Raw genomic sequence first — 23568 nt, 5'->3', positions numbered from 1 at the left:
GATAAAGCGCATGTCACCCCACGTTTCCCGCTCCCCGTACCCCTACCTGCTCGCCCTGTTTTGCGCAGTGTTTTTGATCTCCAACATCACCGCGCAAAAAGGCGTCGCGCTCGGGCCGCTGATCACCGACGGCGCGTTCTTCCTCTTCCCCATCTCCTACGTCATCGGCGACGTGATCGCGGAGGTCTACGGGTTTCGCGCGGCGAGGCGCGCCGTGTTCACCGGCTTCGCCATCGCCGTCATTGCAGTGTTGTCCTTCTATATAGCGATCTGGCTGCCGGCCGCGGATTTCTACGACATGAACGACACCTTCGCTGCCGTCCTCGGCCTGCTTCCGCGGATCGTGGTGGCCTCGCTGACCGGCTACGTGGTGGGGCAACTGCTCAACGCGTGGGTGCTGCAGAAGATGAAGGACCGATTTGGCGCCGACCGCCTATGGGCGCGCCTGATCGGCTCCACCATCGTGGGCGAGTTCGCGGACACCTTATTGTTCTGCTCGATCGCGGCCAGCGTCATCGGCGTCGACTCCGCCGGCGCGTTCGTAAACTACGTGGCGGTCGGCTTCCTGTGGAAGACGCTGATGGAAGTGCTCCTCCTGCCGGTGACCTACCCGACCATCGCGGCAGTACGCCGCGCGGAGGCGTCCGTTTAAACCAGGCTTCTTCCGCCCGCAGCCGTTGTGGTTGCGGGCTTTTTGCTTTGCGACGGCGTCCTGCCGCCGCAGCGGGGGTAAAAAACGGGGGTAGTGGGGGTTTCCGGATTGCTGAACAATCTGTGGATCTTTGAACAATCCAGGGAGTTTCGGGGGTTCCTGAGGGAAAACCACCGAATCTGAGAGTGTATGAATTGTATGGTTAACCGGAACATGCAGGTAGATGCGGAATTGCCGAAATCCATGCTGGAAAACACCTTAAGGTGCATAACATGCGGTGATAGTGGATTGTTCAACCATCCGCGAGCGTTGCCGGATTGATCGTTGAACAATGCTGACGAAACCCCGGACCGCGCCCCCGGATTGATGAACAATCCGCAGCTAGGAACGGGTGGAAACGTTGAATAATCCGGACGGAATGTTCAACGATTTAGGGTGTTTTTCAGCCTGGGCCAAAGCGTTTTACCTGCGCATATTCGGTGCATAAACTCAGGGTTGTCACAAAGAGAAAAACGCACACCAAGGAGTCACCGAGATGCGAGCAGCATTCCGAAACACCATCGCCGCAGCAGTTGCCGCCGCCATCGCCATCTCCGGCGCCGACGTCGCACACGCCGCCCAAGAGATCGAGCTCGCACCGGTGCTGACCAACACCGCCACCCTCGTTGACTCCGACGGCGACGGCCTGCCGGACATCTGGGAAGAACAAGGCGTCGTCCTCGCAGACGGCACGGAAATCCCCCTGCCGGACTGGGGAGCAGACCCCAACCGCCCGGATGTCTTCCTCCAGCTGAACTGGATGGCATCCGAATACGACACCCTCGGCTGCGACACGTCTGCTGCCCGCGAGTGCGCCAACGCCAACCGCACTTCTTACGCCCCGTCGACGCAGAGCCTGGACGATTTAGTGGACCTGTTTGCCGACCACGGCATTAGCCTGCACATCGACGCCGGCGAGCACTACACCAACATCGCCAACTACACCGAGCACTTCGGCGGCGAGACGCTCGACTACCGCGACGTGTACTTCGACGCGAACCGCCACGAAGCGTTCCAGCTCATCGACACCATCAACAACCTTGGTGACCGCGCCAACATCTTCCGCCCCGGCGTGCTGGGTGACCGGATGCGCGCCGGCTCCAACGCCACGGGCCTGTCGCTGGTGGGCGATAACTCCTTCTACGTGGCTAACCCGGGCGGCCGCGCCAACGACGAGCAGGTGCGAAACTCCATCCTGCACGAGTTCGGCCACACCCTGGGTCTGCGCCACTGGGGCGCCGCCAAATACGTCGAGGACATCGCTGAAGGCTCCCCGATGCAGGCCGGCTACCACTCGGTGATGAACTACGACCGCCAGTTCGACTACTTCAACTACTCCGAAAAGCCGTACTTCGCCGACACCCCGGCGGGCAAGGTACTCGTCCCCGCCGACTGGGACTCCCTGGTACTCGACAACCCGCGCATCGGCGCCTACGCCGAGTCCATCGGCGCCCGCGCAAAGGCTGAAGTCGAGGAGATCGAGCAGCCGGAGGAGGTCGTCGAGGTGGAACAGCCGGAGCCCGTCGAGGTCGCCGAAGAGCACCCCCTGACCGCGCTCGTGCCGGCAGAAGAAATCGCCGACGAGCCGGCTGCCGAGGTCGAGGCTCAGCCGGGTGTCGTCCCCGCCAAGGCGGAGCAGCCGGTGAAGGACGAGCCGAAGGTCGAAACGAAAGCCGAGGCCAAGGTCAAGGTTGAGGTCAAGCCCGCCAAGGCTGAGGCTCCCAAGCAGGCTGACAGCCAGGTCAACATCGCGGCCATCATCGGCGGTGTCGTCGCAGCCCTGGCAGCCCTGGGCATCGGCGCAGCATTCCTCGCAATGCGCTAAGAGTAAGGCTGGCCGGTAGGTAGAAAACCAACAAGCGGGCCCTTCCCGAAATGGGAAGGGCCCGCTTTTGTGTCTGCTACTTCCCCGCGTAGTAGCGGCCAAGGAACTCGTCACGGTAGGCCTCGTAGTCGCCGGCGTCGATGGCGGCGCGGATGTTGTCCACCAGCCGGATCATGAACTCCAGGTTGTGCATGGTACACAGCGTGCCGGCCAAATACTCCTTGGCTTTGAACAGGTGGTGGATGTAAGCGCGGGAATAGTTTTCGGAGACGTAGCCGCCGAACTCCTCGTCCACCCCGGCGAAGTCGCGCTTGAACCGGGCGCCAGCGAGGTTCAACCGTCCGTCCAGGGTGTACACCCCGCCGCGGCGGCCCAGGCGGGTGGGCGCGACGCAGTCGAAGGTGTCGGCGCCGGCTTCGACGGCGGTGAAGATGTCGTCGGGTTCGGAGATGCCAAGCAGGTGCCGGGGCATCGAAACCGGCAGCTCGTCGGTGACCCAGCCGACGATGGTGCCCAGGTTTTCCTTCTCCAGCGCGCCGCCGATGCCGAAGCCGCCGAAGCCCCGGCGTCCCTCGTCGCGGGCTTCCTTATCCAGGTCCAACAGACCCCGTACGGCGGATCGGCGCAGGTCCTCGTATTGGGCACCTTGGACCACGCCCCAGAGGGATTGGAGGGGTTTGCTGGAACGTGCCGTCGTTAAGCGGTCATGCTCCAGCAAGCACCTGCGGGCCCAGCGGCGGGTGCGCTCGACGGAATGTTCCTGGTAGGCGCGGGTGTCCACGAGGGTGGTCAGCTCGTCGAACGCGAACATGATGTCGGCGCCGAGCTGGTGCTGGATCTGCATGGACACCTCGGGGGTGAAGCGGTGTGAGGAGCCGTCGATGACGGATTTGAAGTCCACGCCGTCGTCGTCGACACGTGCCATGCGGTCTTTGTTGGCGGCGCGGATGTCGGCGTCGGTCAGCCCGGCGGTGTCCATGGCCAGGACCTTCTTGAAGCCGACGCCGAGGCTCATCACCTGGAAGCCGCCGGAGTCGGTGTAGGTGGGCCCGTGCCAGTTTTCAAAAGCGGCCACGCCCCCGGCCTCGTCCACGATGTCGGGGCCGGGCTGGAGGTACAGGTGGTACGCGTTGGACAGGATCGCCTGCGCGCCGGTCTGTCGGATCTGCTCCGGCGTGAGCGTTTTCACCGTTGCCTTGGTGGCCACGGGGATGAACGCCGGAGTTTGGATCGAACCGTGCGGGGTGTGGATCACGCCGGTGCGGCCGTGGCGGCCCGGCGCGGGCTCGAGTTGGGTGCGGGCCTCAAACGTCACGTCGGTCATGCGTGTTCCTTTTCTAGTTCGGTGCCCTCGACGTCCACTTCGGGCAGGAGGCGGTCGAGCCATTTTGGCATCCACCAGGTGGAGCGGCCCAGGATGTACATGGTGGCGGGGACGAGCGCCATGCGGATGAAGAAGGCGTCGAAAAGCACGGCGACGCCGAGGGCGAAGCCGAAGATCTGGATGAACGGCAGCGGCTGGTCCAAAAACGCGATGAACACGGCGATCATGATGATCGCGGCGGCGGTGACCACGCGTGCGCCCTGCGCGAAGCCTTCGACGGTGGATTCGTGGACTGCGCGAAGCTTATCGACGTTTCCACGTTTCAGATACGCCTCACGAATGCGAGTGACCAGGAAGACCTGGTAGTCCATGGCCAGGCCGAAGGTCACGCCGATCATGAAGATGGGCAGGAACGACAGGATGGGTCCCGGGGTGTTGACCAGGCCGAACAGGCCCTCCTGGAAGACCAGGACGGTCACGCCGAACGCGGCGCCGACCGAGAGCAAAAAGCCCAAGCCTGCCACGAGCGGCACGAGGATGGAGCGGAACACCACCATCAGCAGCACGATGGCCAGGCCCACCACGATGGTCAAGTACAGCGGCATAGCCTCGGCGAGCTCTTCGGTGATGTCCATTTGCACCGCGGTCAGGCCGGTCAGGCCGATGTCGGTGCCGGTGGCATCCTCCACCTGGCCGACCACGTCGCGCACGCCGTGGGCGACGGCGAGGGTGCGCTGCTCCTCGGGGCCGCCGTCCGGGGTAGCCAGGATCTGCGCGGCGGTGAGGTCATCGTTGGCGCCGATGAGTTGGGCGTGGGTGATGCCGCCGACGGCACCGACCTCGCCCACGGTGTAGATGAAGCTGGCCATCGCGGCCTTCTCGGCGTCGCCGCCGGCCTCGTCCGGGATGGCGTCCATGTACGGCTGCAGGATCTCCGAATCCGGGTTGACGCTGTGTGCGTCCACCACCAACAGCAGCGGGGCGTTGACGCCGGGGCCGAAGCCCTCCGCCATCAGGTCGGCGGACTTGCGCTGGGTGGTGTCCAGGTTGGAGGTGGTGTCAGACGGCAGCGCCATCTCCAGGTTCAGCACCGGGATACTCAGGGCGCTGAGGCCCAGCACCACCACGGCCATGACCAGGCCGGGGGCCTTTTCCACGAAGCGGACCCAGCGCCGGCCCAGGGAGTTTTCGTCCAGGTCCTTGCCCGGGCGCTTGCCGGGCCCGGGATTGCCGGCAAGTCCCGGGATCTTGCCGGCGAACGCCTTCGAGCCCCACAGGCCCAGCAGCGCCGGCACGAGGGTGAGCGCCACCAGCACCGAGATCGCGACGGTGGCCGCGGCCGCCAGGCCCATCCAGGTGAGGAACTCGATGCCCGCCAGCGCCAGCGCAACCAACGCCGTAAACACGGTCGTGCCGGCGAAGACCACCGAGGAACCGGCGGTGCCCACCGCCATGCCCGCGGCCTCGTCCGGCGGCAGGTCCCGCGATTCTTGGCGGTAGCGGGAGAGGATGAACAGGGCGTAGTCGATGCCCACGGCCAGGCCGATCATCACGGCCAGCACCGGGGTGACGTTGTTCAGCTCCACCCAGTGCGTGGTCAACAGCACCAAAAGTGCGCCGATGCCCACGCCCACTACGGCGGAGATCAGCGGGATCACGGACGCGGCAAGCGAGCCGAACGTGACCACCAGCACCACAAACGCCACGCCCAGGCCCACCAGCTCGGAGGTGGTCTTCACCGCGATCGGGTCGCCGAAGCCGGCGCCGCCGGCCTCCACCTGCAGCCCGGCGTCGCGGCCCAGCTGCATGGCCTCTGTCACCACGTCGCGGTCCGCTTGGTCCACGGACATCGAAGACGGGGCATCGAAGTCGAAGGTGGTGTAGCCGATGCGTGCGTCGTCGGAAAGCATCCGCATGTTGTGCGCATCGGCCTCAGCGCGCTCGGGCGGCATGCCCATCTGCGACATCTGGTCGATGATGGTGCGCTGCAACTCATCGTTGACCTGCACCGGGTTGCCGAAGCGCTGCCCCTCCACGCCCAGGTGGTCGCGGATGTAGTCGACGGTTTTGTCCATCGCCGCCATGTGCTCCGGGGTGTCCAGCCGCTGCCCTTCCGGCGCGGCGAAGACCAGGTTCACGCTCGGCGCGGTGGCCACGTTGCCCGCGTCGGGGAAGTTCTCCGCCATGGTGTCCAGCGCGTCAATGGCCGGGGTGTTCTCGATGGCGAACTCGTCCGTGAACGGCCTCATCAGCGACAACGCGCCGGCGGCCGTCGCCCCGAGCAGCAGCAGCCAGGCGACGATCACCCGCCACTTGTGCAGGTACGACCAGCGCCCGAGTTTGTACAGCAGTTTCGCCACGTAAAAGACCCGTTCCTTCCCGCCCGCGGCCGCGCGAGCGTAACCCGGCCCATCCTAGTGGGCACCCCCGACATGCGAAAAGCCCCCGTTTCCGGGGGCTTGACACTTTGGCGGTAGCGGCGGGATTTGAACCCGCGGTGGTTTTACCCACACTCGCTTTCGAGGCGAGTACCTTCGGCCGCTCGGACACGCTACCACCGAACAGATTAACGGCAGCGCTGCCGGATAACCAAATTAGCGGTCAGCCTCGTTCTCAGCCTCGTCGCGCTTGTCCTCGACCTTTGCCGCGACCTCGTTGGCCTTGTCCTTGATAGCGTCGCCAGCCTCGGAGAGCTTCTCCTTGGCGGAGCCGATGAGCTGGTCAGCCTTGCCCTCGTTGGCGAGGTTCTCGTTGTCGGTGAGGTTGCCCAGAGCTTCCTTAGCGCCGCCCTTGAGCTGGTCTGCCTTGTCCTCAATACCCATTGTCTTACTCCTTTGTTCGTTGGGATCAGCTAGGTTCCCCACTGTAGGCCCAAAACGGCCCGCCGTGGGTAACGATTCAATTACTCCTCAGATCTTCGAAGAACTCGCTCAGCATTCTGGCAGCTTCCGCCTCCAGCACACCCGCGCGCACCTCCGGGGTGTGCAGGTGGCGCGGGTCGCGGATCGCGTCCAGCACACTGCCCACTGCGCCCGTCTTCGGCTCCCACGCGCCGAAGACCAGCGAGGACACCCGCGCGCCCAGGATCGCGCCGGCGCACATCGTGCACGGCTCCAGCGTCACCACCAGCTCGCAGCCGTCCAACCGCCACGTCCCCAACGTCCGCGCGGCGTCGCGGATCGCTTCCACCTCGGCGTGGGCTGTGGGATCGCAGTTCGCTTCTCGACGGTTCACGCCCCTGCCCACCACCCCGTCAGCATCAAACACGACAGCGCCCACCGGCACGTCACCGGCGGGAGTCTGTTTGGCGGTCTCGAGCGCGACGCGCATGCGCTCCTCGGCGCGCCGCAGGCTAGCCGACAACGTCGTCCAACTCGTCGCCGAAGCCGAGTTCGTCGGCGATTGCCTGGGCGAGGTCGGCCGGATCCGCGTCGTCGTCAAGCAAAATGCTCATCTGCTCCTCGGACAGGCCGAGATCTGCGAGGATGTCGAAGTCCCCGTCCGCCCACGCATCCACATTGTCCAGCTCGTCCGGGTCGATGTCCGGGATCTCGGTGCCCGCCTCGTCGAGGATGTCGGCGGCGAAATCGTCGTCCACCGCCATCGTCGCATCCGAGATGAGCACGCGGGTTTGCGACGGCCCCGGGCGCACGATGACCAGGTAATCCTCCTCCACATTGAGCAGCGCGAACGCCGGCCCCTCCGCGCGCAGGTTGCGCACCGCGGTGACGGAGGTGGAAAGGTCCGAAAAGTCGTCGTCGAACTCGCGCACACGCCACGTGCCGCCGGTGCGCTCGACGGTGACTGCGTACCCGTCCGGGAAATCCTGGCTCATGGTGTCGAAGCGTAGTCCGCGGGCGCGGAGGTGTCACTAGACTGTGTGCGGTGACTTCCCCTCAACTGCCCCCAGTGTGCATCGTCGGCCTCGGACTCATCGGCGGATCGCTCATGCGCGACTTACAGTCGCGCGGCGAGCGCGTCTACGGGTTCACGCTGCACGGCGCGGGTGCCGCGCGCAGGGACGGCTTCGACGTGTCCGACTCCGTGGAAGAAGTGCTGCGCCGCGCCGAGGATGACGGCGCCCTGGTGGTCGTGGCGGTGCCGATGCGTGCCGTGGCCTCGGTGCTGGACCAGGTGGCCGAGTTCGCGCCGTCGTGCGGCATCACCGACGTGGTCAGCGTGAAAAAGCCGGTCTACGACCTGGTGGTCGAACGCGGGCTGGAGTCGCGCTACGTGGGCGGGCACCCCATGGCCGGCACCGAGTTTTCCGGCTGGACCGCCTCCCAGGAGGGCCTGTTCACCAGCGCCGCATGGGCCGTGACCTTCGACTACGCCCGCGAGCACCCCGGCGACCCCGCGTGGGCCGAGCTGTTCACCGTGGTCTGCCGCATGGCCGCCGTGGTGGGCGCTGAGGCGGTGCCGGTGTCCGTGGAACGCCACGACGAAGCCGTCGCCCGCGTGTCCCACCTGCCGCACGTGATCGCCGCAGCACTCGCGCTGGTCGGCGACCGGGGCGGCACCCTGGCGCAGTCCCTGTCCGCCGGCTCCTTCCGCGGTGCCACACGCGTGGCCAGCACCGACCCGGAGCTCGTGCGCAACATGTGCGAGACCAACGCGGAATCCCTGGTGCCGGTGCTCGACGAGTTCATCAACCTCCTCCAAGGCGCCCGCGACTCCCTGTCCGGCGAGCGCCCGTCGCTCGAGGACCTGACCAAGTCTGGCCACCGCGCCCACCTGCGCATGGCGGCGCGCAAGGGGGCGCGGCGCGAGTCCGTCTCGCCCGTGGAGATCTCTTCACGCCCGATCATGCGCGTCCACCCGGGCACCCCGGGCTGGGAGAAACAGCTGGTGCAGATCGAGTCCGTGGGCGGGCGCGTCGAAGTGTTCTAGCTTTCCGGGATGACAAAAGGCGGCTCCCGAGGCTGGGAACCGCCTTTTGTGTTCTACGCGGGCTTACTGGTTCTCGCGGCGGCGGCCCAGGGCCAGGTAGGCGCCACCGATGAGCACGGACAGCACACCCAGCGCGATGATTGCGCGCATCGGGGTACCGGTATCCGCGAGATCACCGTCGCGCTCCGTGTCCTTGTCGGAGGAGGTAGCGCGAGTAGACGTGTTCGCCTTGGCCACCTTGGTGGAGTTGCCGTTGCGGGTGACCACCTTCGCGGACGGGGTCACGCTGGTGGAGCGGCCCGTGGAACGACCCGTGGTGCTGCTGGAAGTGACCTTCGTACCGCCGAACGTGGTGTTGGTGCTCTTGGTGCTCTTCGAGCCGCCCGCGCCCGCGGCACCCGCCAGTCCGCCAGCGCCGGCCAGCGCGGCCGCCGGGGCGAGGAAAGACGACGCCACCGGACGCACCTGGTCGAGGACCTTCAGCACCTGATCCGGCTTGCTCAGCGTGGAGGACGGGGTCGCGTTCGGGTCGCGCGGGAGGACGAGCTCGGCCTCAGTGTCGCCGCGGCGGATAACCACGTCAGCGTTCTTGTAGCCCTTCGGAGCTTCCTTCAGCGTGAGCTGGACGAGCTTCGCGTTGTCCTTCTTCGGGTCGATAGTGACCTTGCCGCGGCCGTTCGCGTCGGTGGTGCCGAAGACACGGCCGTCCTCGCTCTTGAACTCGGCGCCCTCGACGAGCTTGTCGTCGGCGGTCTTGACCAGGACGTCCACCTCGATGAGGCCGTCATCGCCCTGCGCAGCGGTCTTCGTAGTGGTCGAGGACGGCGTGTTCTTCGGCGCAGCAACGGTGGTGGTCGTGGAAGCGTCCTTGCCCTCCGGGAGGACAAACTTCACGGACTTGGCGCCGCGCTGCACCTCAGCGACAGCCACGCCCCAGTTTTCCGGCGCCTGGTCGATCGCCAGGTTGAAGGTGTCCTTGCCGCGGGACGCCTCGTCCAGCTTCAGGGAAACCTTGCCCTTGCCGGACTCGTCGGTCGCGCCGTCGACGGTGCCGTCTGCGCTCACAAAGCTGGCGTCCCGCACCAGGCCGCCATCCGCGGTGACAACCTCCACGTCAAGCTCGACGACCTCAGCGTCCCGCTGACCAACGCTCGGGGCCTTCTTGGACGGGGTCGGCTCAGCGGTGGTGGTCGGGGAAACGGTCGCGGAATTAGCGCCAGCAGGAGCATCAGCGGCCGTAGTGGTCGGCTCGCCGGAGGCCGGGGTCTCGCCAGCGGCGGATTCCGGCTTCGCCTCCAGGCCGGCTACGGCCTTGTAGTTGTCCTCTTCGGTGCGGTCGGTCTCAACGTCGACGATCTTGCCGTCGACAAGCTTGACAGCGTTGCCTTCGCCGTCAGCGAAGAAGGTGGCGTCGTCGGCGAGGTAGGCGTACTCGAACGCGGCGACGTCGGCCAGGTCGACGCCCTTGCTCACCTCCGCCGGAGCCTCAGCGACCTTCGCGTCCTTCACGTTCAGGGTGTAGCGCGTCGCCTTGCCGTCCTTGGTGGCCAGGGCGACCAGCTCGCCGTCGTTATCGGTCGGAGCCCACGCAAGCTCCGGCAGGTCACGCACGCCCTCGACGGGCTTCTTCACAAATTCGAGGTTTTCCGGTTTGCTCTTCGGACCGGTTTCGTCGTCGGCGAGGTCTTTGGCGTAGACGGTTTCGCCGTCGAAAAGCACGAGCGTGCCGTCCTGAGTAAAGGCTGCGGAGGTGATCTCCTTCGCCTCGACGCCCGGGATCTCGCCCAGGTCCTTCAGGTTGCCGGTCTGCGGGTGGATGCGCAGCAGGTGGCCCTCGTCGGACACGGCGTAAAGACGGCCGTTGGTCGGGTTGCTGGCCATGGCGCTGTAGGTGTGGTTGTCAGAGGTGAGCTGCACACCCGAGGTGCCAGAGCCGGCGGCCGTCGCCGAGACGATCAGGGAGGCGAAGCCCTTGAGGATGTCGGCCCACTCCTCAGACTTGTCAGCCTTGGTCGTGGGGGCAACATTGCTTGTCGACGCCTTCGGTGTCCCCTCAACCGACTTCACTGACGTCGTTACCGGCGCGGCAGCGGAGGATGATGCCGGGGCGGCGGAGCTGGTGTCCTCCGTGGAGACGACCGGAGCCTTCGACGTCGTGGACTCCGAGGACGGAGACGTGGTTTCCGCCTTCGCAACGGGCACGAGCGTCAGCGTGCCCGCGACAGCAGCGGCGAGCGACAGCCCGGCGATGCGGTTGACCTTGGAGTTTGCAGCCATTATTACCTCTCGAATGTGAAAAAGCGCGCGAAAGCCCAAAAAGCACCTACGAATGTATACGTTTCATCGCGCTGTCTCAATATTTATTGCCTGTAGAAACACAGCGCCCCGGTCTCGCCGATGCCTATCGACGAGACCGGGGCACGTTCTAGAACTCAGCCATGGACTAGAGCCCTCGGGGCCTTAGTTGGCGGCATCTTCCGGCTTTGCCTCCGGCTGGGGCTCAGAGTCAGCCTCATTCTTCTTGGAGCTGCCACCCTCGGAGCTGGAGCTGCTGGAGCCAGCAACATCTTCAGTGCCCTCAGCGTCTGCCTTGGAGGAGCTACCAGCGGAGCTGCCCTCCTCGCTCGGCTCGAACCAGCCAGCCTCACAGCCGGCGTAGAAGATACCGGTAAGCAAACCAGCAATAGCCAGCAGAGCGACGCCGCCCGCAGCAGCCGGGGCTGCGGGGTTGATCTGTGCCAGCTGACGGTTCACCTGGTCGATCTGCGCCTGCCACTGGCCCTGGATCTCAGTGACCCACTCCGGCTGCTGGAAGCCGATGCCAAGGTCGACGTTCGGCATAGCCTCGCGGATTGCCGCGTTGGCCTGAGCGGAAATCTGGTTCAGCTCGTCCTCGAACATCACACCGATGCCGCCCATGACGGCACCAAGCAGGCCGAGCGGGACCAACCACGCCACCGGGTTGGACACGGAGGACGCAGACGCCAGGCACTTGCCCAGGGAGCTGTCTTCCTCTTCGCCCTGAGCGCCGCCCTCGGAGATACCAGCGGTGCGCGGGGTCTCAAGCTGCAGGTTGATCACCTGCTCGGCCTTGTTGACCTCGAATTCCTTGGACTCGAGGACCGCACCCGGATCGAAGGAGTTGTTCTCCGGATCCTTCGGATCGACCAGGCGCAGGTTGCCCGGGCTGTCAATCTTCAGCGTGTACTTGCCGTACGGCGAGCCTTCGAACAGGACATTGCCGTCCTCATTGGACTCACCGGCGAAGGACGGGGTGCCGTCGGTCGGTGCCAGCGAGATCTTCAGGCCAGACAGGCCCTCGTCCGGGTCCTGCTTGCCGTTGCCGTTCTCGTCGACCCAAGCAACCACCTGGACATCGCTAGCGTCCAGCTCTGCACCCTCGGAGACCACAACGTGGGCGTTGCCCTTGATGTTGTCCTTCGGAGAGATGATCAGCACGGACGACGGATCCTCGCCGTACTCCGGCTCACCCGTGTAGCCGTCGCCGCGGCCCGGACGTGCCGGCAGCTCGCCACGAGCCTCAGCGGCGTTGTGGTGCTTCGCACCCGGGTTGAGGCCCTCCGGCAACTCAGCGCTGAAGACGACGCGCTCGCCCGGCAGCAGCGTGCCGGTGAAGCCTTCCGGCTCCTTCACGTCGAGCTGGTAGCACTGGCCGTCCTCTGCCTTTTCGGACGCCTTGACCGGCTTGCAGTTGTCCTCATCCACGCCGTCCTCGTAGACGATGTCGGTGAGCTTGACGTTGACCATCGGCGTGGAACCAGTGTTCTTCACCTCGTAGGTGAAGCCCAGCGGGGAGTTCGCCGATGCCTTCACCGGCTTGTCCTTATTGGTGGCGAAGCGGGCATTGACCTTCTTCTCCACAGCGCCACGCAGGAACTTGGTGTAGGCGGAATCCGGCAGGGAGCTGACCTTCTCACCCTTGGAGGTGACACCACTTGCGGTTGCGACGTTGTTGAAGTCGAACGCGTCCTCCGGCGCCTTCATCTTGGCATTGAAGACCTTCGAGTCACCCGGGGCCAGCTCAGACTCAGCGGTCCAGCCTTCCGGCATGGTCAGCTCGATGTTGCGCTTATCCAGCTCCGGATCGTCGAACGTGATGTTCTTGATCGGCTCGTCGCCATCGTTGGTGACGATCAGGGCATAGAGGAGGTCCTCACCGTCCTTGACGGTCATCACATCGTCGACGAGCTCGCCGTCCTTGTTCTTGACCTTGCCGTTGTTGTCGGCGTCACGGCCCCAAACTCGCTTCTCAAGCTTCAGGGACTTGTTCTGGGTCAGGTGGATCTCCGGCAGCTCGACATCCTCGCCAGCGCGGACCGGCACCTTGATCGGATCAACATCGTTGCCGCGACCCGGGGTGAGGATCTCCACTTCGTGGACACCCGGAATGACGTCGTCGATCGCGAAGGAGCCGTCATCCTCGACCGGAATGACGCGGGAGTTGCCGCGCGGATCGGTCACCACAACGGTGGTACCCGGCACAGCCTTGCCGTTGCCGTCGTCGATGCGGCCGACGATGGACTGCGTCTTCGGTGCCTCAACCTTGATCTCAACCGGGGTGGACTCGCCTTGCTTGACAGTCACGGTGCGGTTGATCTTGTCGCCCTTGATGTCGACATCCGGCCAGCCCTCAGGCAGGGTGACCTCAAGATCGAAGTCGGCGACACCCTCCGGGAAGTACTTGAAGTCGATCGGCGGGGTGACAAAGTAGCCATCCGCGTCGACCTCGATCGGGACCTCGTAATCGAACGTCTCACCGGTCTCCGGGTCGGTAACGCCCTTCTTCACCAGCTTGATGTCAGAGCCAGTGATAGGACGGTTGGACTCATCGACCAACCAGCCGTGGACAGAGCCCGGCTTCGCAGCCGGCTTGTTCTTATCCAGATCAGCGTTCGGCTTGGTCACCTCGATCGGCGGCAGCTTGGAGGTCTCGCCCTTCTTTACCGGCACAACCTGCGGCTTCGGATCGTTGAAGCCGTCCGGCGCGTCGACGATTACCACGTAGTCGCCGTCCTTCGGCAGCTCCGGCACCTCGAAGTTGCCGTTCTCGTCCACCTCGATCGGATCGCCGATCTGGTTGCCGTCCTGGTCCTTGATGGTCACCGTCGGCGGCTGCGGCTTGCCGTCCTTATCCTTCACCGGCGGGAGCGGGTTGCCCTCCGGGTCGGTGATGGTGCCGACGATGCTCGGCTTCTTCGGCTCCGGCTTGGAGGTAGACGACGGCGCGGTGGTCGTTGCCGGCGCGGCAGTCGGCTTGGTCGCCGAGGTGGACGTGATCTTCTGCGTCGTAGTCGCCTTGGTCGACGTCGAAGTGGTCGGCTTCGTCGTAGTCGTCGTGGTAGACGGCTGCGTCCTAGTCGTCGGGTTCACCTTGGTCGACGTCGAGGTGGCCGGCTTCGTCGTGGTCGTCTTGGTGGTAGACGTCGTCGGCTTCGGAGTAGACGGCTTCGCGGACGTGGTCGTCGGCTTCGTCGCCGTGGTGGTCGGCTTCGGAGTAGACGGCTTCGCGGACGTGGTGGCCGGCGAAGTAGTCGTCGGCTTCGGTTCCGGTTGTGGCTCCGGTTTAGGAATCGGCGTCAGCGAGATTTCCGGGAACGATGCAGACTCACCCGGCTTCACCCTGACCTTCGACTCACCCTTGGAGTAACCATCAGCCTCGACAGTCACGGTGTAGTCACCAGCCGGAAGCTTGTCCACATTCACTTTGCCGTTGTCATCGGTCGTCGTCTCGACACGGTTGCCCTTACCGTCATCAATAACAACCTTGGCACCCTTAACCGGATCGCCATCCTGATCCTTCACCGAACCAGACACAGAACCCGGCAGCTCAACAACCTGAACATCCGGGAACGAAGCAGACTTACCCGGCTTCACCCTGACCTTCGACTCACCCTTGGAGTAACCATCAGCCTCGACAGTCACGGTGTAGTCACCAGCCGGAAGCTTGTCCACATTCACTTTGCCGTTGTCATCGGTCGTCGTCTCGACACGGTTGCCCTTACCGTCATCAATAACAACCTTGGCACCCTTAACCGGATCGCCATCCTGATCCTTCACCGAACCAGACACAGAACCCGGCAGCTCAACAACCTGAACATCCGGGAACGAAGCAGACTTACCCGGCTTCACCCTGACCTTCGACTCACCCTTGGAGTAACCATCAGCCTCGACAGTCACGGTGTAGTCACCAGCCGGAAGCTTGTCCACATTCACTTTGCCGTTGTCATCGGTCGTCGTCTCGACACGGTTGCCCTTACCGTCATCAATAACAACCTTGGCACCCTTAACCGGATCGCCATCCTGATCCTTCACCGAACCAGACACAGAACCCGGCAGCTCAACAACCTTGAATGCACCCAGATCCTGTCGCGGGCTCTCTGAAATCTCTACAGAAATATTCTGCTGAGCTTCGGTTCGCGCAGTTTCCTGAATCGTGAGTGACTGCCTACCAGCCGGGACACCAACGAGTTCGAAGTAGCCTTTGTCGTCGGTGGTAGCACTGACACCATCGACCTGAACTTTCGCGTTGGCAACGCCCTTCCCGCTTTCATCCACCACTTGGCCAGTAGCCCTGATAGGAACAAGGTTGAAGGTGAATTCGCCGTCAGCGTTTGTGTCCCAACTATCAGTATTGCGGTGGGGAGTGACAAAACCGGATGGATGGACAACTTCTACTGTGTAGTTCTTACCAGTGGGAACGTTTGAAAATGAGAACGTTCCTTCAGCAGAAGTCTCAGTGGTATCGACGGCTGTATCCCCGTCGAGCAGTCGCACGTGCACCCCACCTGCGGGCGCGTTGTTCTCCTCAGCAAACTGTACCCGTCCGCTTGCCGAGACAGTCAGGGGTGAAGCCTCTTCCCTTGTAATCTGGGCACTGTTCAATTTCACTGACTCGGGGCCACCACTCCTCGGCCAATCAGTACCGATTCCGTTTGCCGCGGTCACAAGAAGCTGCGCGTTTGAGGGAATCGTAACCTGCGCGGGTTGCCAGTTTTCATCGTAAAATCGAATCGTTGCTGAGGGTTTGGCTTCGTCAGGGTTATCAACAATCCGGGCGTTGATTTTCTCTAGCGTCTTGCCGTTCAGAACAACCTTGCCGGTCAAGTCGGTTTCCTCGGCAGGGAAGTTCGTGTACTCCAAGTCATCACCGTCGATCTGAACGAACTTCATTTCGCTCATTTTGACCTCAGCCGTAGACCCTCCCGGCACGAGCGCCCCCTGCATCTGAGCTAGCCAGGTATCATCTTCGGTCATTTCGTCATCCACGCCCGACCAGAAACGCAGCGCGTCGCCCTCTGCTGCCGACGCAAGAGGCACCGGGTTTACCGAACTTTCGGGCCCAACAACGCTCGGCACCGTCAGCCCGGCCAGCGCCAGGGAGACAGACGTCATGCCGGCGATGACGGAGCGCTTGCCGGAGTGGCGGCGCGGGGTGTGGCCCGCGGAGGACATTGCGTTGTAGCGCGCAGGGTTCGAAGGTCCCTGGGCGGCAGCGTCCGAGTTGAACTCGAACGGGGAGGAAGCGTTCTTCAAGATGGCTCCAATGGTTGGTTTTGTTAATGGGAGAAATTCGAGGAAGAAGTACATAGAACACACTTCTCCCGCGGAACTTCCGTAGAACCTACCAACTTGGACAGGCGCTTTCAAGCAAGCGTCAACCCTGAAAGGGCAGTTAATCAGGGCTTTTTCAGCTTTAAACGGTTTTCTAAAGTTCCTAACAAAGAACACTCAGGCCTAAGGGTTAAACGACAAAAAGTGTGTCCGGAATCGGCGATTTCTGAGGCTTGACCTGTAGGTTTCAGGGAAATATATGCTCCGGGGGCATATATCTGGGTCTCGAGCGTTCAATCCTCGGTGTGGCTGCCGTGGTGTGCTATGTGCGGCGTGGTGTGGTGTCGCAATGTCAAAGAACCAACCACGCTGCTACTGCGGCGGTGAAATGAAACGCAACGGCACCACCAGCAAAGGCACCACCAGATGGCGCTGCAAACAATGCGGCGCCTCCAGCGTGAAACGCCGAAGCGACATCACCAACGCGGCGGCGTTCACCGCCTTCATCGACCACCTCACCACCGGCGCCAGCCTCGATACTGTTGCCCGCCGCGTGGGGTGCTCGCCGCGCACGCTGCAACGTCGATTCGAACCATTCTGGCTCGTTGATGTGCCAGACCCCACCGCAGGCCACGACAAGCGGGCCTACGACCAGATCTTCCTCGACGGCACCTACACCGCCGGCGGCTGCCTGATCATCGCGGCGACAATCGACCACGTGATCGCCTGGCACTGGTGCAAACACGAAACCACCCGCGACTACCAACTCCTGCTTGAACGCATCGAAGCCCCACTCATCGCCGTCATCGACGGCGGCCAAGGCGCATACAGCGCAATCAAAAAGTGCTGGCCGACCACGAAAATCCAACGCTGCCTCGTCCACGCCCAACGGGTGGTGCGCCGCTACACCACCAGCAACCCGCGTACGGATGCCGGGCGCACCATCTACCGACTTGCGCTGAAACTGACCCGGATCACCACGCTGGATGAAGCCGCCGCATGGGGTGCGCAGCTGCACGAGTTCTCCACGATCTACCGGTCATGGATGGACGAGAAAACCCTGATCAAGGACCCCAAAACCGGTGCATGGACACGGGTGTGGACACACCACAACGTGCGCAAGGCCTACAACAGCCTCAACCATCTTTGGCGGTCCGAGATGCTGTTTGTCTACCTCAACCCGCCAGCAGGAGTCCTTGCGCCCGAGCGGATCAAATCCACCACCAACAGCCTGGAAGGCGGCATCAACGCCCAGCTCAAACTGCTCGCCAGAACCCACCGCGGCAGATCAGGCGAACGACAACGCCGCATGCTGGATTGGTGGCTCTACTTAAAAACGGAACTGCCTGACGATCCAGTACGAATCGCCAGGCAGTCCAACTGGGGCCAGGGCCAACTCGCCAAAGTATCCACCCTGACCCGAAACGAGAACCAAGCCGACCACGAAACAGGACGACCAGCCCTCTACGACAACGCTATCGACACCGACTACACCCACTCAATCGGCATCCAAAAAGGCCAAATCTAACCCCCACGACACGCCGAGCCAGACACACTTTTTGTCGTTTAACCCCCGCCTAAACCTGAGAGAAATGAAAACACCCCGAGCGGCATGCTCGGGGTGTTAAAAAATTGGTGCGCCCGGAGGGATTCGAACCCCCAACCTTCTGATCCGTAGTCAGATGCTCTATCCGTTGAGCTACGGGCGCGTATTCAGTTCGTTGCCGTGCGGACAACGAAGAAGAACATTACACCCGGGTGAACTCACCACCAAAACCGCAGGTCAAACCGGCGAACTACATCCCACCTACAAGCCGAGTACCGCCTTGGCAATGGCGAAGTAAATCACCAGACCGGTCGCGTCGCAGAAGGTTGAGATGAACGGGTTGGAAAACACGGCGGGGTCCGCGCCGACGGTCTTCGCGACGATCGGCATCATGCCGCCAACGGTCGCGGACATGGCGCAGACACAAAATAGTGTGCTTCCTATCACTATTCCGATGTCTTGGCCGAAAACGGCCCACGCGATGGCCAATCCGAGCACGCCCAGCACTGCTCCGAGGGTCGCGCCGACGCGCAGTTCGCGCCACATGACTTTCAGGATGTCGCCTTTGGTGACGTCGTGAAGCGCAAGTGCCCTTGTCACCGTCGTTGCCGCCTGGTTGCCGGTGTTGCCGCCGGTGCCGGTGAGCAGCGGAATGAACAGCGACAACACGGTCACCTGCGCGAGCGTGCCTTCGAACACCCCGAGGACCTGCACGGTCAGGATCGCGGAGAGCGCCAGGACCAGCAGCCACACGATGCGCGAGCGCACCAGCTTCAGCACCGGGGTGGACAGGTACGGCTGCTTCAGCGACTCGGAGCCGCCCTGACGCGCGGTGTCCTCGCTGTCGGCGTGCTCGACAATGTCGGCGGCCTCGTCGTAAGTGAAGATGCCCACTACGCGATTGCCGTCGTCGACCACCGGAAACGCCAGCAGACCAGAGGAGAGCAGGCGGCGCGCGGCGTCCTCGGCATCGTCGCTGACTTGCACCGACGGGCGCTCGCGCATCACGTCGACGACGCGCGCGTCCGGCGCCGCCTTGAACAGGTCGCGAAGCCCCACCACGCCGCACAGCGTGCGCTCCGGGTCCACCACGGCAATGGTGTACACCGTCTCAAAGCGGTCCGCATTCGCACGAAGCTTCTCGACGACCTCCCGCACCCCCTCACCAGGACCAACCACCGCCACATTGGGGCTCATCGCGCGGCCGACCGACCCCTTCTCGTAGCCGAGGATGAGGTCGGTGTCCGCGCGGGCGTCCTCGTCCAGATCCCCCAGGAACCGCTCCGCGATCTCCGCGGGCAGGTTGTCCAGCATGCGCACGCGGTCCTCGGCACCCAGTGCACTGAACAGGCCGGCGACGTCCTCGCGCCCGAGCGCCTCCACAATCTCCGCCTGGTGGGCGGGATCCAGCGCGTCGAACGCCGCGGCCGCGCGCTCCGGCGGCAGCAGGCGGATCAGCACAGCACCGCGTTTCGACGGCTGCCGCTCCATCACATGCACCACATCGTGCAACGGGATTTCTGCCAGCTCCTCGTGGAGCCCGTCTAGGTCGCCGGAGTCCAACCGGTGCCGGTTCAGTTGCTTTTCCAGGTGCGCGATCGCCGCCGCGTTGGCCGTAGTCACACGGCGAGCGTACCCAGGCTGAAAATTTTTGCGCGAGAAAGGGCAGATTCTTGGCGGTTGTATGTAAAGATCTACGCGTATTCTGCGATAGATGTCATACATCGCTGACAATCCGCTGAATCCTAAAAGGAGCCACCATGGCAAAGTCCGTTCGTTCCCGCCGCACCGCCATCGCGGCGGGCGCCCTATCCCTTGCCCTCGTGGCCCCGTTCATCTCCCCGGTTCAGGCCCAGGAGACCACCACGCCGACGAGTGAAGCTGAACCGGAACCGGCGGAGCAGCCGTCGACAAGCGAAGGCACCACAGCCGCCACATTCGAGCCGCGCTTCGACACCGCAAACTTCTGGAACACCGATGAAGCTGTAGTTGAAGGGCTGCAGCTTCAGCCCGGCGACACCGTCGCCCCGCGCGCGAAAACCATCTTCAACTGGAACTTCCGCAACGACGACGGCACGCTGACCCTGATCCGCCCGAAGTCCGCCGCCGCCTTTGGCACAGGTAAGAAGGACATCCCGGTGCGCGTGACCACCGCCGCGGGCAAGACCTTTGAGACGACGCTGCGCGTCAACATCATCGACGAGCGTCCGGGCGCCGAATGGGAAAAGCAGCTGGATTCCCGCTACCCGATGGACTTTGGAAAGTCCACGTCCGCGCAGTCCGTCGAGGGAATCACCCTGCCGGAAGGCGTCACCGTGTCCAAGAACGGAGCCGCGCTGCCGACTGGCTGGACCGTCTCCAACGACGGCGCCACCATCCGCGTCACCCCGCCGACCACGTTCAAGGAGGGCGACTTCGACCTTCCAATTGAGGTGAACGACGGAACTGACACGTTCAAGACCACCCTGAAGATTGCGGCTAAGAACCCGTCAAAGACACCTGCAGAAACTGCAGGCACCGTCGCTAGCATCCTCGGGCCAATCCTGGGCAGCCTGATCGGTGCCGGTACCGGTGGCTCCCTGCTCGGCGGCCTGGGCGACATCATCGGTGGCCTCACTGGCGGCGGAACCGGCGGTAGCGAGGGCGGAACCGGCGGCGGTGAGGGTGGAACCAGCGGCGGTGAGGGTGGAATCAGCGGCGGCGGTGCCGGACGCTTGATCAACGTTGTGATCACCAACAACGCGAACCCGTCCAACATCGGCAACAACAACGGCAGCCCGAACGTGGTCATCACCGACAACGTCAACCCGCGGGACAACCTGTCCAACAACGGCAACCCGTCCGTGGTGATCACAAACAACGCCAACCCGACGGTTGAGATCAAGGACAACCTGTCCAACAACGCCAACCCGACGGTGGTCATCACCGGCAATGCCAACCCGGTGATCACTGGCAATGCCAACCCGTCCGTAGTCATCACGGGCAACGTGAACGACAACCTGCGCGAGAACGGTTCCAACAACTCCGTTGTGGTGACTGACAACGCGAACCCTGTTGTCACGGGTAACGCCAATCCGGTCATCACGGGCAACGCGAACCCGGTCATTACCGGCAACGCGAACCCTGTCGTCACCGGTAACGCGAACGACAACGGGTCTAACAACTCCGCCGTCGTCACCGACAACGCCAACCCGACTGTGGTCATCACTGGCAACGCGAACGACAACGGGTCCAACAACAGCGCCGTCGTCACCGGCAATGCGAACCCGGTCATCACTGGCAACGCGAACGACAACGGGTCCAACAACAGCGCCGTCGTCACCGACAACGCCAACCCGACTGTGGTCATCACTGGCAACGCGAACGACAACGGCTCCAACAACAGCGCCGTCGTCACCAACAACGCCAACCCGACCGTGGTCATCACTGACAATGCGAACCCGTCGAACATCGGCAACAACAACGGGTCGAACAACAGCGCCGTGGTGACCAACAACGCCAACCCGACGGTGGTTGTCACCGGCAACGCCAACGACAACGGCTCGAACAACAGCGCCGTCGTCACCAACAACGCCAACCCGACTGTGGTCGTCACCGGCAACGCCAACGACAACGGCTCCAACAACAGCGCCGTCGTCACCAACAACGCCAACCCGACTGTGGTCATCACTGACAATGCGAACCCGTCGAACATCGGCAACAACAACGGGTCGAACAACAGCGTGGTCGCAACCGGCAACGCAAATCCGGAGGTGCTCGTCACTGGCAACGCCAACGGCGGCTTGGTGGGCTTCGGCTCCTCTCGCAAGGGCCAGGACGAAAACGGCGATCACCTCATCGACGCGAACGTCGGCGTTGACGGCGGTTCCTCCGACCCGCGCTGCATCGCTTCCCTGGTGGGCCTTGGTCTCCCGCTGATCGCGATGATCCCGCTTGCGCTGGCAGGCCAGGTTAACGTCCCGGTCCTCAACGACACTGCCAAGCGGGCTGAGCGCGCATTCAACGACGCTGCCCGTCAGTTCAACGTCGAGCCCGCACAGCTCACCGCCGCTGGTGGCGCGGCCGTAGGCGTCGTCGCTGCCCTGCTTGTCACCGCAGCCGTCCGCACCTGCATCCCGCGCGTCAACGGCGTCGATGTCAGCGTCGGCGGCAGCAGCAACGGCAACGACAAGCCGGCCGAGACCGTCGCGGCCCCGGTGGTGGAAACCCGCCAGAGCTAGCACGGTCGCACCCCCAGCCCCGCCCTCGCCTGCGGGGCTTTCTGTTTACATTCCGACACATCGCGGCGGAATCTGTCAGAGCGCCCCTATCGCCCCAGGTCGACGCAAACGCCCGCCGTGATCTGTCAGGAACCGCCCCCAAACCCCACAAACGCCGAAAACCCCCGCCAAGCAGGGGTTTCCGCACGAAAAACACGAGTGCGCCCGGAGGTGCCTGAGGTCACGACATATTTGACGGGGTGTGCCTGCGGAAGGCGTTGTGATCCTTGACAGGTGAGTCGCGTCATTGTTGACACTTAGGGTTACCTCAGCCGTGTCGGTGACGCTTGACTGATGAGTCGGGACATGTTTGACACCATGAACAGTCCCAACCGCAACCTCGCCATCGACAGAGCCGTCAGAGACCAAGGCGGCACACCCACCAACGTCGCCAAGCGCTTTGGCATCTCACGGCAACGCGTCCATCAGATCCTCAACGCCTACGACGCAGGCGGCGCCGAGGCAATCGCACCGAAATCGCGTGCCCCTCACGCCCGCGACTACCAAAAGGCCTACTGGAAACACGGCGACCCACCACTTCGCCCCAAATGAACAAAACCGGCACCCCAGAATAAAAACAACTGGGATGCCGGTCCGTCCAGCATGTCGCGACTCATGCGTCAAGCATGACGCGACTCATGACACGAGTGCGCCCGGAGGGATTCGAACCCCCAACCTTCTGATCCGTAGTCAGATGCTCTATCCGTTGAGCTACGGGCGCGGTGGCGGAGATGACAGGATTTGAACCTGCGGCCCCCGTCAAGGGGGCAACTCCTTAGCAGGGAGCCCCATTCGGCCACTCTGGCACATCTCCAGACCTTGCTCCACATTACTCTGTCGGCCCCGCGCGTCCAAATACACCCCGGATCGCCCTGCGTGAAATCCGTATACTCGGCCGTATGAAAATCCACACTTGGCTCACCTCCGGCCTCGCCGCCCGCGACACTTCAAATGACCCGTCTGATTACTTAGTTTGGTTCCCTGCCAAGCTGGATTCGCTCACTGTTGGCCCGTTGGCCGGCGAGAGCGCGTCCGTGCCGTTCTATTTCACCCCGAAGACCTCCGCGCTGGCTAAGACCGCGGACGGCATTGTCCTTCTCGGCGTCCCCCTCGGCGATCTCGAGGGCTCGTGGCGCGCGGACAATCTGGGCAGCTCCACCGAGTCCGTCTCGGAGGTCGCCGGCCTGCTCGGCGAGAACTTCGCGTACCGCAACGACGGTTCCGCGGTGGTGCAGCTGCGCGGCGAGTTCCCGATTGAGAAGGTGCAGGTCGTCGCCGGCCAGAATCGCCCGGATACGAAGCGAGCGAAGGATTTGCTTATCGACGTCCCTTCGGACTTCCCCGGCACCCGCCAATTCCACACCATGCCAGAGCTTTTCCCGGACGAGATCGTCTAGCCGACATCAGCAATAGAAAAACCGGCCAGGCGGGTAGCCTGGCCGGTTTTCGCTGTTACTTAGC

14 protein-coding genes, 4 tRNA genes and 1 pseudogene are annotated in these 23568 nt (G+C 63.5%); 7 read left to right on the top strand and 12 right to left on the bottom strand.

Translation table 11 applies throughout. From position 1 onward, the window contains the following. Nucleotides 1–10 precede the first annotated feature (10 nt). Together ACX1NL_RS00640 and ACX1NL_RS00635 are read left to right on the top strand one after the other, a co-directional pair. Nucleotides 11–652 (top strand): queuosine precursor transporter, encoded by a 642-nt coding sequence (locus tag ACX1NL_RS00640; RefSeq protein WP_458898354.1) that lies wholly within the window; start codon nucleotides 11–13, stop codon nucleotides 650–652. Nucleotides 653–1187: 535 nt separating this feature from the next. Beyond that, nucleotides 1188–2516 carry a zinc metalloprotease gene (locus tag ACX1NL_RS00635; protein ID WP_458898353.1) on the top strand — a complete coding sequence of 443 codons (1329 nt, stop codon included), beginning with the start codon at nucleotides 1188–1190 and terminating at the stop codon, nucleotides 2514–2516. A gap of 76 nt (nucleotides 2517–2592) precedes the next feature. On the opposite strand, the gene tgt is transcribed toward ACX1NL_RS00635, so the two are convergent. The 6 genes from tgt to ACX1NL_RS00605 all read right to left on the bottom strand — a co-directional run bounded on the left by tgt (nucleotide 2593) and on the right by ACX1NL_RS00605 (nucleotide 7675). Continuing rightward, a complete protein-coding gene (tgt, locus tag ACX1NL_RS00630) occupies nucleotides 2593–3840 on the bottom strand; it encodes a tRNA guanosine(34) transglycosylase Tgt (protein WP_458898352.1) in 1248 nt (415 codons plus the stop codon). Next, nucleotides 3837–6200, bottom strand: a complete 2364-nt coding sequence (locus tag ACX1NL_RS00625; protein ID WP_458898351.1) for an MMPL family transporter — start codon at nucleotides 6198–6200, stop codon at nucleotides 3837–3839. Before ACX1NL_RS00625 ends, tgt begins: the two co-directional genes overlap by 4 nt. 108 nt (nucleotides 6201–6308) lie before the next feature. Next, nucleotides 6309–6396: transfer RNA gene (locus tag ACX1NL_RS00620), tRNA-Ser, on the bottom strand. A 38-nt stretch (nucleotides 6397–6434) separates the two neighbouring features. Continuing rightward, nucleotides 6435–6662, bottom strand: a complete 228-nt coding sequence (locus tag ACX1NL_RS00615; RefSeq protein ID WP_458898350.1) for a CsbD family protein — start codon at nucleotides 6660–6662, stop codon at nucleotides 6435–6437. A 76-nt stretch (nucleotides 6663–6738) separates the two neighbouring features. Then, complete coding sequence (locus ACX1NL_RS00610) at nucleotides 6739–7170, bottom strand: nucleoside deaminase (RefSeq protein WP_458898349.1); 432 nt, start codon at nucleotides 7168–7170, stop codon at nucleotides 6739–6741. 22 nt (nucleotides 7171–7192) lie between these two features. Continuing rightward, nucleotides 7193–7675 carry a tRNA adenosine deaminase-associated protein gene (locus ACX1NL_RS00605; protein WP_458898348.1) on the bottom strand — a complete coding sequence of 161 codons (483 nt, stop codon included), beginning with the start codon at nucleotides 7673–7675 and terminating at the stop codon, nucleotides 7193–7195. A gap of 113 nt (nucleotides 7676–7788) precedes the next feature. On the opposite strand from ACX1NL_RS00605, the gene ACX1NL_RS00600 reads away from it, so the two are divergent. Further along, the gene (locus ACX1NL_RS00600; RefSeq protein WP_458898939.1) at nucleotides 7789–8730 is read left to right on the top strand and encodes a prephenate dehydrogenase; all 942 of its coding nucleotides are present in this window, start codon (nucleotides 7789–7791) and stop codon (nucleotides 8728–8730) included. A 63-nt stretch (nucleotides 8731–8793) separates the two neighbouring features. Here ACX1NL_RS00600 and ACX1NL_RS00595 read toward each other — a convergent pair whose 3' ends face one another. Together ACX1NL_RS00595 and ACX1NL_RS00590 are read right to left on the bottom strand one after the other, a co-directional pair. Next, nucleotides 8794–11007, bottom strand: a complete 2214-nt coding sequence (locus ACX1NL_RS00595) for a hypothetical protein (RefSeq protein ID WP_458898347.1) — start codon at nucleotides 11005–11007, stop codon at nucleotides 8794–8796. Nucleotides 11008–11190: 183 nt separating this feature from the next. Next, nucleotides 11191–16284 (bottom strand): carboxypeptidase regulatory-like domain-containing protein, encoded by a 5094-nt coding sequence (locus ACX1NL_RS00590; protein WP_458898346.1) that lies wholly within the window; start codon nucleotides 16282–16284, stop codon nucleotides 11191–11193. Nucleotides 16285–16651: 367 nt separating this feature from the next. On the opposite strand from ACX1NL_RS00590, the gene ACX1NL_RS00585 reads away from it, so the two are divergent. Beyond that, complete coding sequence (locus ACX1NL_RS00585; protein WP_458898263.1) at nucleotides 16652–17830, top strand: IS1249 family transposase; 1179 nt, start codon at nucleotides 16652–16654, stop codon at nucleotides 17828–17830. 105 nt (nucleotides 17831–17935) lie between these two features. Here ACX1NL_RS00585 and ACX1NL_RS00580 read toward each other — a convergent pair. Next, nucleotides 17936–18011: transfer RNA gene (locus tag ACX1NL_RS00580), tRNA-Arg, on the bottom strand. Between the two features lie 98 nt (nucleotides 18012–18109). Then, complete coding sequence (mgtE, locus tag ACX1NL_RS00575; RefSeq protein ID WP_458898345.1) at nucleotides 18110–19471, bottom strand: magnesium transporter; 1362 nt, start codon at nucleotides 19469–19471, stop codon at nucleotides 18110–18112. A 137-nt stretch (nucleotides 19472–19608) separates the two neighbouring features. Between mgtE and ACX1NL_RS00570 the strand changes: the two genes are divergently transcribed. Together ACX1NL_RS00570 and ACX1NL_RS00565 are read left to right on the top strand one after the other, a co-directional pair. Continuing rightward, the gene (locus ACX1NL_RS00570; RefSeq protein WP_458898344.1) at nucleotides 19609–22068 is read left to right on the top strand and encodes a beta strand repeat-containing protein; all 2460 of its coding nucleotides are present in this window, start codon (nucleotides 19609–19611) and stop codon (nucleotides 22066–22068) included. A gap of 357 nt (nucleotides 22069–22425) precedes the next feature. Beyond that, a pseudogene (locus ACX1NL_RS00565) lies at nucleotides 22426–22599 on the top strand (helix-turn-helix domain-containing protein); the annotation flags it as partial. A 156-nt stretch (nucleotides 22600–22755) separates the two neighbouring features. Here the strand turns inward: ACX1NL_RS00565 and ACX1NL_RS00560 are convergent. Beyond that, nucleotides 22756–22828 (bottom strand) — tRNA-Arg (locus ACX1NL_RS00560). Between the two features lie 2 nt (nucleotides 22829–22830). Continuing rightward, nucleotides 22831–22921, bottom strand: a tRNA-Ser gene (locus ACX1NL_RS00555). An 85-nt stretch (nucleotides 22922–23006) separates the two neighbouring features. Here ACX1NL_RS00555 and ACX1NL_RS00550 point away from each other — a divergent pair. Continuing rightward, nucleotides 23007–23504 carry a hypothetical protein gene (locus tag ACX1NL_RS00550; RefSeq protein WP_311389130.1) on the top strand — a complete coding sequence of 166 codons (498 nt, stop codon included), beginning with the start codon at nucleotides 23007–23009 and terminating at the stop codon, nucleotides 23502–23504. Nucleotides 23505–23568: the final 64 nt, after the last annotated feature.

This window comes from Corynebacterium sp. CQ3829_602738, from assembly GCF_054478435.1.
Note: the sequence above shows the minus strand (reverse complement) of the source record. Positions and strands in the feature narration are given on the sequence as shown.

Coding starts and splice junctions, on each gene's coding strand:
- ACX1NL_RS00640 (WP_458898354.1), top strand. CDS start 11: ATGTCACCCCACGTTTCCCGCTCCCCGTACCCCTACCTGCTCGCCCTG.
- ACX1NL_RS00635 (WP_458898353.1), top strand. CDS start 1,188: ATGCGAGCAGCATTCCGAAACACCATCGCCGCAGCAGTTGCCGCCGCC.
- tgt (WP_458898352.1), bottom strand. CDS start 3,840: ATGACCGACGTGACGTTTGAGGCCCGCACCCAACTCGAGCCCGCGCCG.
- ACX1NL_RS00615 (WP_458898350.1), bottom strand. CDS start 6,662: ATGGGTATTGAGGACAAGGCAGACCAGCTCAAGGGCGGCGCTAAGGAA.
- ACX1NL_RS00610 (WP_458898349.1), bottom strand. CDS start 7,170: ATGCGCGTCGCGCTCGAGACCGCCAAACAGACTCCCGCCGGTGACGTG.
- ACX1NL_RS00605 (WP_458898348.1), bottom strand. CDS start 7,675: ATGAGCCAGGATTTCCCGGACGGGTACGCAGTCACCGTCGAGCGCACC.
- ACX1NL_RS00600 (WP_458898939.1), top strand. CDS start 7,789: ATGCGCGACTTACAGTCGCGCGGCGAGCGCGTCTACGGGTTCACGCTG.
- ACX1NL_RS00595 (WP_458898347.1), bottom strand. CDS start 11,007: ATGGCTGCAAACTCCAAGGTCAACCGCATCGCCGGGCTGTCGCTCGCC.
- ACX1NL_RS00585 (WP_458898263.1), top strand. CDS start 16,652: ATGTCAAAGAACCAACCACGCTGCTACTGCGGCGGTGAAATGAAACGC.
- ACX1NL_RS00570 (WP_458898344.1), top strand. CDS start 19,609: ATGGCAAAGTCCGTTCGTTCCCGCCGCACCGCCATCGCGGCGGGCGCC.
- ACX1NL_RS00550 (WP_311389130.1), top strand. CDS start 23,007: ATGAAAATCCACACTTGGCTCACCTCCGGCCTCGCCGCCCGCGACACT.